The 18,563-nt window shown below is 45.1% G+C and carries 5 protein-coding genes and 1 pseudogene; 3 read left to right on the top strand and 3 right to left on the bottom strand.

Features of this window, described 5'->3' with window-relative positions; genetic code table 11:
• Nucleotides 1–363 precede the first annotated feature (363 nt).
• Nucleotides 364–516 (top strand): annotated as a pseudogene (locus Xbud_RS02120) (IS1 family transposase); the annotation flags it as partial.
• A 2-nt stretch (nucleotides 517–518) separates the two neighbouring features.
• Here the strand turns inward: Xbud_RS02120 and Xbud_RS02115 are convergent.
• Nucleotides 519–1,205, bottom strand: a complete 687-nt coding sequence (locus Xbud_RS02115) for a helix-turn-helix transcriptional regulator (protein ID WP_099134499.1) — start codon at nucleotides 1,203–1,205, stop codon at nucleotides 519–521.
• 399 nt (nucleotides 1,206–1,604) lie between these two features.
• On the opposite strand from Xbud_RS02115, the gene Xbud_RS02110 reads away from it, so the two are divergent.
• The gene (locus Xbud_RS02110) at nucleotides 1,605–3,098 is read left to right on the top strand and encodes an APC family permease (RefSeq protein ID WP_099134498.1); all 1,494 of its coding nucleotides are present in this window, start codon (nucleotides 1,605–1,607) and stop codon (nucleotides 3,096–3,098) included.
• Nucleotides 3,073–3,678 (top strand): DUF3156 family protein, encoded by a 606-nt coding sequence (locus Xbud_RS02105; protein WP_099134497.1) that lies wholly within the window; start codon nucleotides 3,073–3,075, stop codon nucleotides 3,676–3,678. Before Xbud_RS02110 ends, Xbud_RS02105 begins: the two co-directional genes overlap by 26 nt.
• Before the next feature lie 81 nt (nucleotides 3,679–3,759).
• Here the strand turns inward: Xbud_RS02105 and tnpA are convergent, their stop codons facing one another.
• Both tnpA and rtxA read right to left on the bottom strand, forming a co-directional pair.
• A complete protein-coding gene (tnpA, locus tag Xbud_RS02100; RefSeq protein WP_099134496.1) occupies nucleotides 3,760–4,206 on the bottom strand; it encodes an IS200/IS605 family transposase in 447 nt (148 codons plus the stop codon).
• Nucleotides 4,207–4,410: 204 nt separating this feature from the next.
• Nucleotides 4,411–18,558: an MARTX multifunctional-autoprocessing repeats-in-toxin holotoxin RtxA gene (gene rtxA, locus Xbud_RS02090; RefSeq protein ID WP_169923009.1), complete on the bottom strand. Its 14,148-nt coding sequence runs from the start codon at nucleotides 18,556–18,558 to the stop codon at nucleotides 4,411–4,413.
• Nucleotides 18,559–18,563: the final 5 nt, after the last annotated feature.

Here is an 18,563-nt window from a genome sequence, read left to right as displayed (position 1 = left end):
ACCCCGTTTTTACTTTTAAAATCAATATAATTAAATTATAAAGTCTGTTTAACCACCATACTTAGTCCCAATAATCCCACTCAAATGACATAAAAACATTTGACAATATTTTTAATTAGACTACTTATAATAAAAAATATATAGCTCATATCTAATCAACCATCAGATAATAATGACGATGTTATTTTTAAATAAATGGTAAAAAATAATGGCCCACTGATGTGAGCCATTTTTGTTAATCAGATTTAGTTAATAAAACCGTCAGACCAGTTTGGTATTCCCAATTGTGGGTATGTATCTTCTGGTGCACAGACAATTTCAAAGCTGACAATTGTTACCGACGAATAATCACCTCGTTGGAAAGGAAAAACATTTACGCAGCGTATCGAACACGAAAATCTTACCCTACGAAATCGAATTAAGAGGTTGAACCGTAAAACACTCGGTTATTCAAAATCGCCGGAAATGCATGACAAAGTCATCGGGACTTTTATCGAAAGAGAATATTATATTTAGAGTCAATCAATATGTTGAATACATAACCCTTTTTCTTTGCGGCTAATAAAGCCGGAAGAGACTAATTCTGTACGATTGGTAACATTGGCTTTGGCAAAAATATTTCGCAGGTGAGTTTTCACAGTAGAAAGCGAGACATCAAGCAGTAATGCAATACGTTTATTACTGGCACCTTCTCTGACCAAATGAATAATCTCCTGTTCTTTGGCTGTAAATGCAATCTGTGAGTCAGGAAAAATATCAAAAGTCATTAATTCAGCAATAGGAATAATAGCATTGAGCCTCATCACTTCCTGATCCTGAAACGGACTGTCTCTGAGAACAGAAATACCAGCGATGATTTTGTTCCTACGACAGATAAAAATTTCGACCATATCCGTTAAGTTGTTAGGTAGCATAAAATCTTGATAAAACCGTTGACTACTCGCTTGTATGTTGTCGTTCATGCTGATAAGACGCCGTTCATCGTTTGTGAAATTCTCTGGACGTAGAGGATCTAACTGACAAAAATGCTCTAAATATACCTGATGCATTCGAGGTGTAATGCCGTACAGAATATGGTGTTCAGGCCGCCATTGATCATCAACAAGATAATAAACCGCAGCAGATACAGGAATAATATGAGCGATCGTATTCAGACAGCAATTAATCAGTGTTTGTTGATGATGACTGAATGGAAGTGTATTCATTAGTGTCTCCTATCTGACTCAACTTTGTACTCATCATGGTTGCTCTGACTTTTAATAGAAAATACATATGTTAATAATGTGAACTTGATTACATTAATTAAAACTTCTTTTCTTAGATTTTAGTGGCTTTTAGACTAAATTTTCACCTCTGACACCACAGTTATTAATATATTAATAAATCAATTTATCTTATTGTTTGATATAGCTTATATTATGGTGTTTTTCACCCTTTTCTTTGGTACTTTTCGGCAGAAACAGGTACGTTATACCCCCTTTGGGTATCGTTCTTTAGAATGATAGCGGCGCTTTTCCCCTTATCTTTATAGTTGAATCACAGTCATTTTTTGTTTACAAAAAATTCACAATCGACTGTATTTCAGGGGGAAAAAGGGAAGCAAAATGAATATGTCCTCAAAATTAATATCACACATTGAGAAAGGCAAAATAGGGTTCCCAACGACACTTGCCAGTTCTGTCGGTGTGATTATGGCAAGTCCAGTCATTCTAACAGTAACCAGCGGGTTTGGTATCGGTGGTGACACTTTTGCTTTAGCTGTATTGCTCAGCTTTATCGTGATGCAGGCTCAATTAACGACTTTCTCCGAAGCCGCTGCAATTTTGCCTACTTCTGGATCGGTATATGACTATATTTCTTGTGGTATGGGACGGTTCTGGGCAATAACCGGAGCGCTCTCTGCTTACCTGATCGTTCACGTTTTTGCTGGTACTGCGGAAACCATTCTTTCCGGCATTATGGCATTGGTTAACTTTGAAAGCCTCAATACAGTGATGGAGAGTAATAATACTTCCTGGATGGTCGGAGTAGGACTAGTGCTCACCTTCGGACTGCTTAATGCGTTTGGTATTGAAGCATTCAGTAAGGTGGAGATTGTATTGACGTTTGCTATGTGGAGTACGTTGGTGATCTTTAGCCTGTGCGGCCTGCTAATGCCATTTCATGCGTCAGTAGATGGCTGGTTTGGTCAGGCGCTTAATGTTTCTGATCCGACAATGGTATTAAGCCTGATCGGTATGGCGATGTTTATGTTCATGGGCTGTGAACTGGTTACACCGATGGCACCGGAAATCAAAAATTCTGCCAAAGTGATCCCACGTGCAATGGCAACTGGCCTGTGCGCTGTTGCGCTCTGTATGTTTATGTACGGTGCCGCAATGACTCATCAGGTAGAAAATATCATTGTTGATCCTGCAAATATTGTCAGATTATTGGAAACCCCGATGGCAATTCCGGCTTTTGCAGGGCAGATAATGGGGGATTTCGGTAAATACTGGATTGGTTTCGGCCTATTGCTGGCGGGCGCAGCAACCATTAATACACTGATGGCGGCTGTTCCTCGTATTTTATACGGTATGGCTCTTGATGGCGTTTTACCTCGCATTTTTACTTACCTGCATCCAAGGTTTAAAACGCCAGTGTTTGGTATTTTAGTTGCTGCTCTAATCCCCTGCATACATGCTTTCGCTATTCAGGGAGATCTGAGCCGTATTATTCCGCTGGTCTTGGCTGCGGTATGTTCCTGGGGAACAGCTTACTTGTTGGTAACTATCTCTGTTATCCTGCTGCGTATTCGCCGACCAGACCTGCATCGCGCCTATAAATCCCCCCTTTTTCCACTACCACAGATTATTTCCAGTGTCGGAATTATCTTAGCCCTTATTCACATCACGCCACCAGGCATGAACAAAGCCGATATTTATATTCCGTTCCTAATTATGCTCGGTTTAACAGCGAGCTATGCGTTGATATGGACAATATTTGTGCAAAAAGTCAACCCGTTCAAGCCTGTCGATGTGGAATTAATTCTGTCTAAAACTTTCTCTGAAACTGAATTGAAGGAGATTAAACTTGAGCCATTACGCAACCTCTCCTAAGGTCTCCTTCTGGCAAAAAATCAATAAGCAGCGTCTGCCTGCCACTTATCAGGCGGGACTGACACTCAACAGGCTGGAGAGAGATCTTCAACCCTATCACTATGCGAGAACAAGGCCGGATGAGCTGCTCATCAAACCAGAAGAACAATTGACAATATGTGTAAACGAAAGGGTAAAAACTCTGTTTATGGCATTTATTGTTTACACACAATTTTCTGTTTCAGGAACGATAAATCAGCTTTTGAATGCAGAGATACAAGTGAAAACGGGAGGTAGCCTGCGCAAAAAACAGATACGTTTCTTCTCAAAACAGAAAGATGGCTGCAAATTGATTGAGCAACTAGAGCAATACCCTGTTATCCGGCAGACCTTAGAAGAGCTCGACTTTCGATCATGTAGCCTGCAAATCAGAGAAGGAAAATGGCGTTGCGAAATTGGGCATTTTGCTGCTTCTGAAATCGTCAGCCGTCTCCCGGCGGCTCGTCGTTACCTGCGTTTAACGTCAGAACAGCGTTATTGCTTACTGAGTGTCTTGAATTTGATAAATCAATTAATGCAAAAACAGGTGAATGGTGATTGAGAAAGGATGTTTGCCAGCAGGTAAAAATCCGCCTTCATAGAAGGCGGCTTTGACGCGGCCCCCTAAAAGGGGGCTTAAACACTATTCTTCCAGCCCCAGCTGTATTTGTCTTTCTGCCTCTTCTTTGGCTACTTTGTCCTGGTACCGCACATATCTGCGAATAATTTCTTCATTGGCTCCTACCGAATCCACAAAATATCCTCTTTGCCAGAAGTGGTTACCCCATAATTTTTTCTTTCTCAGATACGGAAATTTTGCGAACAGCCTTATGGCTGTCCGCCCTTTCACAAATCCCATTAGTTCTGAAACACTCAAGCTCGGGGGCGTTCTAACGACTAAGTGCACATGATCTATTTGCACGTTTAGCTCTATAACCGTACATTTCTTCATGCTGCAATAGACATAGATGCTTCGATAAAGCTCTTTACCTAAATTTCCTTTGAGGATTTTGTATCTGTACTTCGGTGTCCAGACAAGGTGATACTGACAACGATAAAATACATGTGAAGCCGATTCATATCTGCTCATGCTATTTACTCCTTTGATTTGCTGGTAACAAACTGAGGAAGTATTTAGCATGAGCGTCCTGCGGGCAAAGCCCCACAGGAACGATCACCACCTCCATAGGAGGTGGTTTAAGAGTGACAACTAAAGCGGCCCACTCTGTTGTGGGCCGCTGCTATTAATTAAAATTGTTATTAGAAATTTTAAACGTCAGAATGCTGTCCGCCATCAGGCCAGTTTAGACTTCCCGTTTGTCGTATCAGTCCAAGCAGTGATGATGGTTGACTTCGTCTGGCTATCAAAAGAGTCAATAAAACCACTGGCACCGATATTCGGGGAGAATCCGCTCATAGCCTGCACCAACGTATCCACAGCATTGTCAGAAAGGGCTTTATATTCGCGTTCGCCTTGTGCATCTTTATCGCCCATCAGGGTAATGATATCCGCACGATTACCATTAAAGTAATTATTGAAGGTCACAGAGCCTATCGTTTCAAACTGTCCCTGTACCGAACTATCCCGGACATTGCGGTTGGTCAACAGAACCAAATCGTAACCACTACGTTGGAACCACAAGCTTTGCCAGTTGATATCGTTGAAAACGATTTTGTCGCCTTGTTTGATATCTTCAACCACGTTATCAATGACATTCCCGCTGACCACAAAACTATTGACACCTGTTCCTCCCTTAAAGCGGTTCTGATATCCACCCAATACCAGCAGATCATCGCCATCACCACCATTAAACTGGCTGAACTTGGAAACCACATCGGCAATCAGATGATCATTACCCGTACCACCATTGATTACCGCGTGATATCCCATCAGTTTGATAGAGTTACTGCCACTGTTGCCATCAATTCGGTTATAGTTACCAAATACGGTCGCAAAGTCGTCACCCTCTCCCAAATCCACCTGATTGTTATTACCAATAGTGACGACATAATCCTGATCTTCACCAGCATCAATATGGTTGAAGTTACCAGACGCCACAATATAGTCGCGTCCTTTGCCACCTTGAATCACACCGTTTTCACCGAAAGCAAAGACCTGATCATTACCATCCCCCATGTAAGCGTAGTTAATGCGTCCGGCCAACACAGCAACGTCATTGCCTATATCACCAAACATCATATTTTCACGCCCCATCAGAACTCCCACGTCATTACCTTCACCGCCCGTGAAAATATTGGAGGTTCCTACAGAGTAGAAGACGTCATCACCACGACCGCCCCAGACGTTGTTGTTATCTCCCAGATATGCACCAAGATCTTTACCGTCACCACTCCAGTTAAAGTTGTAGTTACCGAAAGAGATGTGAATATCACCGTCACCTTGCAGATGACCGCTGTTGCGCAGGAAGTCAAAAGTTTTGTCCTTCATGTTCAACAAATCGGCTGTCAGGTTCTCTTTCAGGTTAGTGACCAGAGATTTCATCTCAGCCTGTTTATTCTGATTGAACAAAGTCGCAAACAGGTTTGGCAGGTTCAGAGCGTTAAACCCAAATGCACGTTCTGGTTGTTCAGCTTCGGTTTGCTCGGTCGGTTTATTACCTTCACTCAGAGATATTTTGCCTTCCTCTGCGTCAGCAGGAGCTTTTGCTTTCAATCCGTGGCTTTCTGCGAAGGATTTAATGCCATCGGCACCAGTATTTAACCCGGCTTTTAAGCTATCAAGTAATTTGTCGGGATCAGTGAATGCTTTCAGTTGATCACCACTGAATTCCCCAATGATCTCCAGCATTTCCCGCAGAATAGCAACGCCATCCACGGGTTGACCGGAACGGGAAATAATGCGTCCATCGGGTGTATAATCGACACCAAAGATATCCGCCAATGTAGTATCAGCTCTGACGCCAGCAAGATTTCCCAGTAGCTTGTTCTTGATCTGACGTGGCAGATCCGTCGGACTGAATGTAAAGGTGGTTTTTGCCATACCTGTTGAGGTGTATTGCTGAGTCATCAAACCAAACAGTGAACCCAGATTGGTATCCAGTATCGATTGAATATTATCACCAAACATGAAGTTCCAGTTGCCAGTTGTCACCTGAATATCAGCACCTTGTCCACCAACGGCAAAGTTGAAAGCCAGTTTCTCATTTGCCTGCCGGAACTTATCTGCCCGGCTGAGGCTTCCCGGTTCAGGCTTATTACCAGCCCCTCCCAACCATTGGTTGTATTTCTTGTTCAGGGTACTTTCGATATCATTTTTCAGGCCGCGACTGCTACGCTCGTTCTCTGTATTGAGTTCAGTCAGGGTTTCATATTTGACACTGCTGGTCAGATCGAGGCCTGACAGATCGCTGACATACTTCTTCGCTCCTTCCAGGGACCATTGTTGATCCTGAACTGTCAGCCAATCCGATGAACCTTGCGAGCTGGCAATATCTTGCAATACGCCGGAAATGCGTGCCGCACCATCAAATGGGTTAACCAATGGCGGTGTCGGAATGGATTTTTCCAACATCACAATCAGGTCATTGCTGCGCCCCAAGTTGAAACTGACGTTACGGTTACCCACAAACAGTTGTGCACCTTCAAATGCCTGATAACCAGCAATATCTACACTATGCTTGCTGTCACCATGACCAATGTGAACCATCACATTGTTATCACCGAAAGCCAGAGATTTAAAGCCGCCTGTTCCCACTTTGATCCCAACATTAGTGGTTCCCCAGTTGATAACAGTAAATTCTCCATCTCCTACTTGTACCTGAATATTGCCGGAATAGCTCAGATGCTGGTTAGAAGATGCTGCATTCGGTGCATTATTATTTTGCAGTACCTTGTCATACTGCTTCGGTGCGTGGAATGTTTCGGTGTTTTCTGCAATTGCTCCCTGCGGTTTGACCTCCACATTGCTGTGCCCCACACGGGACAGAGTAATGTCATTTTCAGAGATGCCGCGGCGGATCCGTTCAGAACGAGTTTCCATCTCCCCCTTGTCATTCCAGCCCAGCACAATTTTGTTGTCCACCAGCTTATGAGTCCATTGCTCCTGAGCATCACGGGTATGTTTGCGACCAATGCTGTCTATCGCAACTTCACTACTGCGTGCCGACACTGTAGTGCGGATCCCTTGCCCATCAAGTGCTGAAATAAAGCGTCGGGCGAAACCGTCACGTTTATCATCGCGGATCAATGAACAGCCCACAAGGCTGATATGTTCGGGTGTACCTGCCTGTTTGAAGTTTATACTGAATTGTTTCAGTTTCAGTGCTAATTCATCAGCGCTGTATCCCGCCATGCGAGTCAGATGCTGAGTTGATTCATCACTCCCGTGTCCGACAATCTGCCAGCGTAATTTGCCAGACAATTTAGCAGGTTCACCGTAAACCACACGATACTCACCATTCGCATCAAGCTGGATAACAACGCTGGTATCAGGATGTTTACCTGCCAAACTCGCAGCCGCTTTGGCGACCGTAGGATCATTTTCTGTCTGAATGATAACCTGACCATCAAAGCGGCTTTCGCTCCCTTCCGCCTGTGGTGTGACGGTAACACGTTCCCATGATGCGACATTTTTATTGTCAACCACACGGTCAACACCTTCAGGCAGATTGTCCTTGAGTGGTGATTTCACCTCGTCGGTGATGCTGATATCTCCCGCAGCGTTGAGCGTTAATTTGCTGGTTTCTGAGTTCGCAACGAGTTTATTGATATTTGATTGTACAAGATTAGCTGCCTGCTTAAAGTTGTTGCTTTCAACGTCAATCTGTACTTTCTGTACTTCTTGGCCCCGTTTCACTACGACTTCCAGCGTTACCGTATCATCACGATAATCAACCACACGTCCAATCACATCTGAACCCAGTTGAAAGGTCTTCCCCTGTTCTTTCAGCGCACGTAATACATATGGTTGTTCACCTTCACGTGCCTGTTGCCAGATTCCGTCATAATCGGTAATGATGCCATCTTCAAACGCAGTGTAGTTAACATAGAAACTTTGGCCTGGTATTTTGCTAGCTTCATAACGATAAGGAAAACCAAATTTATAACCCGTTATTATTCCCTTATAGAAGGAATCCATAAAGGATCTAAAATTCTCATAATTATTGAATGATTTGATACCAAAGTTAGGATCATAGAATGACCAGATGGTTTGAGTTGTCTCTTTATGTACAGTGATTGCCATTGCATGATTTTCAGACATAAAGGACATATAAGTTGTCTTATTTACATTACGCAACTTATCCATCTCAAACTCATAGCCAGAAATATCAGGCTTCAACGCCCAGTCAATTCTTTTTCCTGTCAGTCCATTGTCTTTCAGTTTTCCACCATAAATTTCATTGGCTTTCTGCTCAAGCTCTTGCGAATCGGATAAATATTGAGTTTGGGTATATTGAATCAATAACAAATCTTCAATGGCTGAACCGATATATTGGCGACGATACTGGTTAAGTAAAGAAGCCTCAACTGAATTGATGTCACTCTTTTTATTTGCTGTGTTGTCGTTGTAGGCTTTAACAGCATCCATCAACCACACCATATACTTTTTGCCACCACCCGAACCATGTACTCGTTCTTCCATCATGTAGCGGGCAGACAAAGCAAAGCAAAGACCTTCCAGAAATTCTTTTGACTCAACGTGATTTCCATTAGTCAGACGTACATCGCCAATCTCTGGTATCAGTTTCTTAAGGTTATTGATCAATGATTCTCCCTGATTGAAATGGAGAGAATATTCATCCAACTCTTTTCCGCCTGATTTTGCATCAAAGAGGCTGTAAAGCGCTTTTTCCAGTAAACTGGTTTTTGCGCTTTCATTGTCCTTGAGTGGTGATTTCACCACATCGGTAATTTCAGTTTCTGTACGTGCCTTCATTGGTGTTTCATCAAACACATTCAGATCAAGGATATCCCTCATGCTTACATTGTGGGTTGGTTTATAGGTCGCCAGTACACCGCCATCTATCACCACCACACGGTAAAAAACAGCTTCACCCGCGTCATTTTTCGGCATTTTGTAGCTGTTTTCCATATTCAGACCAGTTTTACCGAAGAAGCGAGTCATGTAATCGCCAAATTTTTCGACTGACGAAAATTCGATAATACCGACATTCGGGTCATAGAAACCATAGACACGATTTTCACCGCTGCCTTTCGCCCACGCACTCATCGCATGACCGGGTACATCCAGTTCAAGCAGAACCGATTTACCATCGGCATTTGCCGCAGTCACTTTATTAATTACGCCATTGACAGTCAGTGCCCGCTCGCCTTCCAGTTTCTCTTCCCATACTTTGATGAATGTCTCGTACATCGGATTACGGGCATGCAGAGCTGCCAAAGATCCCAAGAACTTATTGGCATTAGCAAGTTCAGTGTCTGAATACAGATCTGGATTACTGAGTACGGCGGCTGTGGAGTACATTTTTTCCAGTAGCTTACGGGCAACGCCGTCCTGACCGTCATTTTCAAGCTGTTTCGCCACCAGAACCAGCTTCGATAATGGGTCACAACGCCCACCGTAGCCATCATTGGACAGATTCAGGAACAATGACTGTGGTGCAAGCTGTTCACTCGCCTTAGCATCAGCAATACCCGTAGAAGCAACATCACGGAACAGGAGGTTGAATTTCTCAGCCTTATCCTGAAAAGTGACTTTCACGGCTCTACTTTCAATTTCCCATGTCAAAGCACCTTTTTGTTCTGCGCTCCAGTTTCCTTTAACCAGCAGATCCGCCAATTGCTTGATGCTCATGTCTGAACGGAATCCATCCACGATCTGTTTGGCATGGCCCTGCTTATAACCTGCCAGAAAATCTTCTGTTGTGCGGATATCATGCGTGGTTATGCCTGCTTTGTTTACCTGTGGTTTCAGCACTTCGCCAACGTTTTTCAATTCACCCCAGATGTCTTTAAGTATTTCTGGTTTATCAGGCTGGTGTTGCATATCAAACAGATTAGTCACAATCTGCCGCGCAAATTGCTTAATTAATCTGTTGCTGTCTTCATGCCCATAAAAAGTATGTTCACCCGATACCGAATAGCCCGATAGCTTGAGTTTGGTACGCAGTTTTTCACCTTCAGCCCCCAATCCTTCGTTATCGGTCAACAACATGATTGGTGTCTGTTTCGAGATACCTTGCAGATTTTTTTCAACCGAAAACTGACCATTCACCGCTTTTGCCAGCACCCCAGTTATCCCCGCAGGGTTTGGTACTTCATGGGCTGTAATGGCTTTGGTCATACTCGGCATTGGGCGATCAAGCAACAAGCCGGATACTGGCTGTCCACTGTGTTCTGCATAACGGGCCAGATCTGCCGCAATCGGGCCTCCCATTGAGTAGCCATGAATAATGATATTTTCCGGTTTGATGCCACGATCATTCACCAGATAATGGAACATCGTACGAGCATCCTGATACAGCCCTTTTTCACTCGGATGTCCGTCACTGGAACCATAACCCCGCATATTGACCGCCAGCAAATCAATATCCTGTTTTTGATAGTGATGCTGGATTGCACCGGCTTGTTCTTCCGCTGATGAACCGGAGCCATGAATGAAAAGTACAACTTTTTTCGTTATACATTGTTCTGTAGATGCCTCTGTTTCCTGAGCAGAGAGATGGTAATAGCCTGTCAGGCGTCCGGCACTGCCACGTAATGTAACTTTATCTACTGTACCGTTATTAACCGCGTGATCCAGCAATATCTGGGTATCTTCATTGACATTACGGCGGGCATCTTTGGCACCATAAAGTTCGTTATTCAGAAAGCGTGCTATCGGGTTAAATGGTTCGCGCTCACGTGGTGGCGTACCATCATTATCAATGGCGACATTTTCCAGTACCTTGTTTTTATCTTTGCTTTCGCTGTTACCCGGCTCTGTCAAATTTTCACCGATCAGACGGTTTGGCTTCCTGACTATGTGCTCAACCTGAGCTACCTGCAATGCCTGTGCATAATTGAACAGTTCAGTTGGTGTCCAAACGCCAAAGTGTGGTCGCCATTTATGTCCGATGACCTGATCCGCTCCCCCCGCTTTGAGAACTCTGGCAACAATACTTGAGCAGTTACCTGTCAGTAACTGGTAACGGGCGTCAGGATTCTGGCTAATTTTATGCCATTCCGCCTGCATCGCTGCCGCATCCAAGCCTGCCAGATTAATACGGAAGACACGTCCCTGATCGGGTTCACTGGCCTGAAAGTCCTGAATATTGCTCAGTTCATGCTCTGCAAATTGACGAATAACATCAACAATATCCTCCTCAATCAGTTCAGGTGTCTGTCGTTTCGCGGCTGTTCGTAGTGCTTCCGCAAATCTCTTACCCACTTCAAGCATATCTATGCTGCTATCTTCCCACTGTTGCATAAACGGGCGCGAGATATGCTCCGGTATGCCGGCAGATTTCAACAGATTAGGATTCGCCAAAGCAGCCATAGCAAAACCTTCGCTGATGTCTTTAAATCTTGCATCAATGCCTTTTTGTACTACCTGTAATTCTTCAATAAATTTTTCCCGCTTGCGCGTGTCAAATTTATCATTTTCTTCGGAAGCAATATCCAGCGCCAGCGCGTCATGTTGTGCTGCCGGTTGGCTGAGGTCACGCCAGCGGAGTCTTACGTCCGAATGTTCGCTCGTGGAGACATCAAAAATGCGGCTAATGTTGGTTGATTTGCCACCTTTTGGCCACCAACTGACATAGTTTTTCTCATTAAATTCCCCGGCATTTTCTGCACTGACTTCAATACGTCCATGTCCGATTTGCAGGGCTGCATGTCCTAACCGGCTGTGATCACTTGGCTTCCAGATAAACAGAGTGGCGCTGATCGGAGATAACTGCTGTTCAATGGCCTGATGTATTTTTTTCAAACCAGAGACATCGATTCCTTTGCCATCTTTCGCCAGGTCACGGGTATTCAGATTTGAGAAAACAGCTTCTGTCACTGACTGACCATATTCTCTGGTGACAGATGCCTTGACTTGCTCAATCGCTTTTTCTGCACTTTCTGCTTTCGTGGCAATCTGAATATTGGATTTACCACGGGTAACAAAATCTCCCTGCTCATCAATATAAAGATGTTTCGAATCTTTCAGGTTGGCATTGCCCAGTTTGTTATACAGCTCACTGAAACTACCCTTACCGGAACTTTCCACGGTAGATTCTGCAAGCGTCGTTGACTCATTAATCCGCACATTAATTTGTGACAACAGGTTTTTCAGTGTTGGCGCACGTTCTGAATCCGGATGTCCCAATAGATAGCCTTCCACCTGATGACGCAAAGCAGCCAGTTTTTCAATGGTATGCAGGTCATAATCTTTACTTTCTTGCAGCACATTTTCATAGCTTCTAAGCGCATCCAGTATATTCTGATAACTGTCACCACGGATTTTGCCTTTAACGTAAGCCGCTTCTTGCAATTCACTGACAGACATCAGGTCAGTTCTCGGTTGGTAACGCCAGCTACCTTCCACTTTTTCAGCCAGAATACGGGTACGTCCGTTATCATGAGAAACAATGCGATCATCCACTAGGTGCAACGCATCAGGCAGTTGAGCATAATTGTCATAGTTGGCGAGGATAAAGCGTTCAATAGCTCTAATCTGAGCTGTATCATCCTGATCTTGCACAATAATGGTCTTGAAGCTCTCGTTCTCAGAACCATCATCACGCTTGCCCGGCCACGGACGGACTTCAAAACCTTCCTCATCATCAGATTCATGTACCAGCAAGTTGCGCTCTACACGTAATCCATAGAATGGCAATGCCTGATTTAGCAGATTATCGATGGCGCTGGTTTTGATATTCAGATCAATCAGTGTATCCGGCTTATATCTGTCAGGGTTTAACGCAAGGAGTTTTTCCTGTTCTTTAAGGCTAAGTAAGTCAAAACGCGCTTTTACGGAGACGCCCGCTTCTGTCAGCCTACGGCCAATCTCGTCAGGCGGTACGCCCTGGTACTCTTTGGCTGCTTTATCCAGCAGGCGGATTTCTCCCACTAATCCTTCACGCTGTAATTGACGCAGTACTGGTAATTCAACATTCCAGAAATAGTTGCCCAAACGCAGACCACCTTCAGCAATGACATAGACATCATCACGTGATCCGGTTGCATACACGGAACTCCAAAAACCCGTATTACTCCGCGCAGAGGCATTAATGACTGATTGCAGTGCATTCTGCTGTGCATTATCTGAATCAAGGAAAATGCCACCCCAACGCACCAACGTCTTGTTGAGTTCAATGGCAAAAGAGTTACCTTTTACATCAATATTGTAAACGACCTTTTTACCGTCTGTTTGGGCTGCATCCAGAATGTCGCGATATTGTTTAAAGTTCTTGCCAGACCAGAACGACACAATGCTTTTATCACCATGTGTAGGCTCAAAACTATAGCCATAGTGTTCAAGTCTTGAAATAAACTCGACCCGCTTATCCCAGTCATAGTCGATTGTGGCATCAACGAACAGTTTCGCCAGTGAAGATCTCTGTTCTTCCGGTACGCTGTTTTCAGTCCCATTCAGGTAACCTTCAACAAAATTCACCATTTTTTGCCTGAGATCGTCAGGGATATCCGCATCCACACGTTCAAAGCCCGGTACGGGAATATAGTTTTCGGTCACCATATCGTTATCGCTGTCCAGCCAGCGGTAAACGTCAGCCACTTTCTGTGCTCTGATCGCTGCCCCAGGGTCTGCTGATGTCTCTGCTGGTTCTGGCTGCGTCTGAGTTTCTTCCGCCTGAATTTCTCCCAGTGCTTTCAGCCCGCTGAGGTCCAAACCGGAAATTTTCTGCTCTTTTCTGACAGAACTGACAGGCATATCAGCCATGCTGCTGACTGATGTATCGGTAGATGTCCCGGTAGATGTATTGACAGAAATATTGTCGGAAACTTTGCTATCAGCCGATGGCTGCGCGATTTCCTCACTTTGGGCATTCAGATCAGTATGTCGCTTTCTGATACGCACTCCGGCATTAATCTGTAAACGATCCAACGCTTCTTTTGCATCGTCAAGTTCGTTCAGATCTTCCTCCAGATATTGCAACTCCATACTGAGTCCCTCCTCTGTTTCAACAGAAGAGTCGGAATCAATATGGCTATTGGCTTTCTCGGCGTGATTCTCGACCGTTGTTTCAAACGCGTTTCCAGCATAAGTAGCGGATTGCCCTTTAACTGACAACCCGTTTCCCGTTGCTTGCGTACGGTTCGGCAGGCTATTGCCATCAAGTTTCGCGCCTTTAGCATCAGATTGCACTTGTGCCGTTTTTATCTCCGCCGCAGACACTGCATGTTGACCACGCTGTTCTGCTTTTTGTACTGCGGTTTTTCCATCACGGGAAGCCTGTTCAGCCTGTTTCATGCGAGCTATAGCTTCTTGTTCCCGCAATTCTATGTCGGCACGGGTCTTTTCGATGTCCTGTAGAGACTGCTGATGGTTTTGTTCCCCTTTGAGGACACCTGACTCAGATTTGGTGACTGCGTCTTTCATATCCCCCAGACGTTCTGAAGATGCTTGCTGAGAGCGCTCTAGTTGCTGCTGTGCTGTCTCTTTTGCGCTGTCCAGTTGGGATTGCAGGTTTCCCAACAAACCACCAGCAAACTGATCACGCCACTGACTACCGGATTGTCCATGATGCTCCGCATGATCATTCAGCACTTCTAATCCTTTAGTTTGTGCCATCAACTCTTTGGTAATTGCCTGCGCTTCATCATTAATAGAATCACGCTGCGATTGACCATTAGTCTCCAGTGCATCCAGATCGGTATTTTCCAGTTGCGCTTGAGTACCAGAAACCGCTGTCAGTTGTTTATCTCTTTCCTGCTCCAGGCGTTGACGATCGGCTTCTGCTTTTTCTTTATCCTGTAAGGCATTCCGGGCTGCCTTATTCTGTTTCACGTGCTTAGCAATATCACTGCCTGACAGTTCAGATTGGGCAACAATGTTATCCAAAACGTAACCCAAACCATCACTTTTACCAGTGCCTGCAAATTCGAGTCGGTTAATTCCCTCTTGTGCTTTCAGGGTTAAAGTTTTGTTACTCCATACAGCATCACCTGCGGAAACTGAAAAAACAATTTCGCCATTCCAGAGTACATACATTCCATTGTCAGCGGAAATATTGGTACGCTTTGCGAAATCAAAACTAACTGTGATGGACTCTCCTTCGGTAAGGTCATTGATATCCTGGTAAATACGGGTATTGGTATTGGTATCAAGTTCGCTGACGCGCTCACCGTGCCCCTTTTTATTTAACCCATAAGACTCAGCAGAAAAATCAGCTTCAACCCCATTCGTGGACAGCCATCCCACAGAACCCTGTTCAAAATCACCATTGGTAATTAAATTGCGTACCTGATTCGGATAGACGTGTTTTTCATCGCTCAAAGCATTCTGGATTGCATCAGTGTCTGGCGTACCCACTTCTGACACACTACCTTTCAGGTTGTTATGTAACTCAGAAGTCACTTCATCAATTTCTGTCAGCTTGAAACCATTCAGAGAGGAAATTTCCGGCAAATCAATAGCACCACGCCCTTTATGGGTTCCCGATGTGTTGGCTTCATCACCATTCACCAGATAGTTAATGCCCTGACTGCCAGCGGTGCCCAGTAATGTCTGTTTGATGTTATCAAACAGTGCACCCAGTTTATTGCTCTGAGTATTGCTTTCTGCCACTGCAAGGCTGTAGAAATCGCCGTTACCTATCTGAACTGCTACATTGTTTCGCGCATAAGAAGCATTGATGTTCAGGCCGTCGCCAACACGGATATTGGCATTGCCTGTCCCTTTCATGACGGAGATATTCAGACCATCACCCACACGGGTATTGACGTTGAATTTCCCCCAAGCTACGTTGACAGAGACTCCATCACCGACTTTGGTGTTCACATTCAGGTCGCCATGAGTAGCCGCCACACTCAGACCGTTTCCGACTGTCGTGATGATATTGCCTTTGCCTTTAGCGGCTGTTACCTGTGTACCGTCGCCCACTTTTGTGACCAGATTGCCCTGACTCCACAACGCGTTGAAGCTATCGCCCTCGCCGATCTGGGTGACAATATTGGCATCACCTTTGGCAAACACGACATTACGTCCGTCGCCCACTTTCGTGATCGCATTCGCTTTGCCCCAGGCTCCGGTGTAATCATCTCCATTACCGACATGAGTAACGATATTGGCTTGCCCCTGAACAACAGTAATTTCCTGACCTTCACCTACCTTAGTGATGATATTCGCTTCACCTTTGGCAAAGTTGTAGCGATCTCCATCACCGTAATGAGTCAGAATGTTAGCTTTACCCCAAACTGCGTTGACGCCCGAACCATCACCCACTTTGGTAATGATGTTGGCTTCGCCTTTGGCAAATCCGACTGTGGTTCCGTCACCAACATGAGTCATAATGTTGCCGATTTTAGAAACCAACAGACCGACAGCGGTTCCATCACCGACTTTGGTCAGAACGTTTCCTTTGCCGCTCAACAAAGCGGCCGTTGTTCCTTCTCCAACATGGGTCACCACGTTGGCCTCTGAAGCAGCAACGACGCCCAGAAAATCGTTACCGACTTTTGTCACGATATTGGCTTTACCCAATGCCAGCACACCCGTCAGGCCATCACCGACATGAGTCATGACATTGGCCTTGCCGAACATAGCAGCTAATGTTGTGCCATCACCGACTTTGGTCATGATGTTAGCCGTACCGGCAAACAAACCGATGCTAGTTCCTTCACCAACATGAGTAAAAATGTTGGCCTTGCCCACCATTAATGCCGCCGTCAAACCATTACCGACTTTGGTCAGAACGTTTGCACCGCCAATCATGGCTGCAAAAGTGGAGCCGTGACCAATCTGAGTAAAGATATTGGCTTTGCCGATCATCGCAGCCAGTGCGTCACCATTACCGGCTTTAGTCGCAATGTTACCTTTGGCGATCATCAAAGCAACGCTGGTGCCATCACCAATGTGAGTAAAGACGTTGCCAAATGCCAACATTAACGCCAGCGCATCACCATTACCCACTTTGGTAAAGATATTGCCGCCGCCCGCCATCATTGCGAACGCATTCCCTTCTCCGACATGGGTAAAAATATTGCCGACTGCCAGCATGGCGGCAATAGTGTCACCGTCTCCCACTTTAGTGAAGATATTACCCGCCGCAGCCATCACACCCAATGTTTGTCCATCACCAACATGGGTCAAGGCGTTACCCAGCCCCAACATGATACCGGTTGTATCGCCATTGCCAACTTTGGTCAGAATATTCGCACCACCTAACATGATGCCGGAAGTTGTTCCATCGCCAACATGAGTCAGGACGTTAGCACCACCCCCCATAACAGCCGAGAGGTTACCCTTACCCTTTTTGGTCAGAATATTGGCACCACCCAATGCGATTGCTTTTGTATCAGAAGAAAGTGGATTAGAAGCATCACTATCACTGCTGATATGGGTAATAATGTTGGCACCGCCGAACGAGCCAGCTTCGAGATCACCTTCCCCTATCTTGGTCAGGATATTGGCTCCCCCGGCCAGAATAGAAGAAATATGGCCCTGTCCCATTTTGGTCAGGACATTGGCACCACCAACAGCAGACCAGAACGCATCCCCATGACCAATTTGAGTGTGAGTATTAAAACCCCCTCCCATTGAAACGCGGCTATTGCCGTTACCTTTGTGGATAGAGATATTGCCGATCGCCAGAAGATGAGCAAGATAGCGTCCATCACCAACGCGAATCAGTACGTTTGCCGCCCCGCCAGCATTGACTTCCATATCCCCGTGCTTCCCCTGATGAAGAAGTACGTTGGCAACACCGGCACCATTAAAGCTCAGGTTTCCTTCCTTGCCTTTTTTGATGATGACGTTTGCGCCACCAGCACCATTAAATTCTGTGTTACCGAATTCGGAAGTATGTTCAATAAAATTGGCAATACCGGCACCATTAAAGTAGACATTACCTTTTGTCACGTTAGATTTGATAACGTTACCGCCACCAGCACCCTTAAACTGGATATCTCCCTGCACACCTTTGCGGGTGATACCATTGTATCCAGATATACCAGAGTAATTGATAGCACCATCGTTACCTGTGTGGTTGATTTGCAACCCACCGGCAGCCCCAACAAACTCCACCGTTCCGTTATGTGTTTTATTAATAGTAGCGTATCCCGCACCGCCTTTTACGGTCAGGAAACCACTTGTGTCGTTGATATTCAGGTAACCAGCGCCACCAACAACAGTATCATGTCCCAACGTTGTATTGACTGTAGCCCCAATCGATCCGACGACAATGTAATCATTACCACCGTAAGCATTGATGACGCCACCAACGCCGATGGCGTGTATTGTGTTGCCGTCATTATCATCTTCGTATTTACCGGTAAAGAAGTATTCAGCACTTCGGTTAGATGATTTCCCCATAAATA

The organism is Xenorhabdus budapestensis, assembly GCF_002632465.1.
In the GTDB taxonomy this organism is placed as follows: Bacteria; Pseudomonadota; Gammaproteobacteria; order Enterobacterales; family Enterobacteriaceae; genus Xenorhabdus; species Xenorhabdus budapestensis.
Note: the sequence above shows the minus strand (reverse complement) of the source record. Positions and strands in the feature narration are given on the sequence as shown.

Bases quoted from the DNA above. Each gene is read 5' to 3' on its own strand.
- tnpA (WP_099134496.1), bottom strand. From the start codon at position 4,206: ATGAGCAGATATGAATCGGCTTCACATGTATTTTATCGTTGTCAGTAT.
- Xbud_RS02115 (WP_099134499.1), bottom strand. From the start codon at position 1,205: ATGAATACACTTCCATTCAGTCATCATCAACAAACACTGATTAATTGC.
- rtxA (WP_169923009.1), bottom strand. From the start codon at position 18,558: ATGGGGAAATCATCTAACCGAAGTGCTGAATACTTCTTTACCGGTAAA.
- Xbud_RS02110 (WP_099134498.1), top strand. From the start codon at position 1,605: ATGAATATGTCCTCAAAATTAATATCACACATTGAGAAAGGCAAAATA.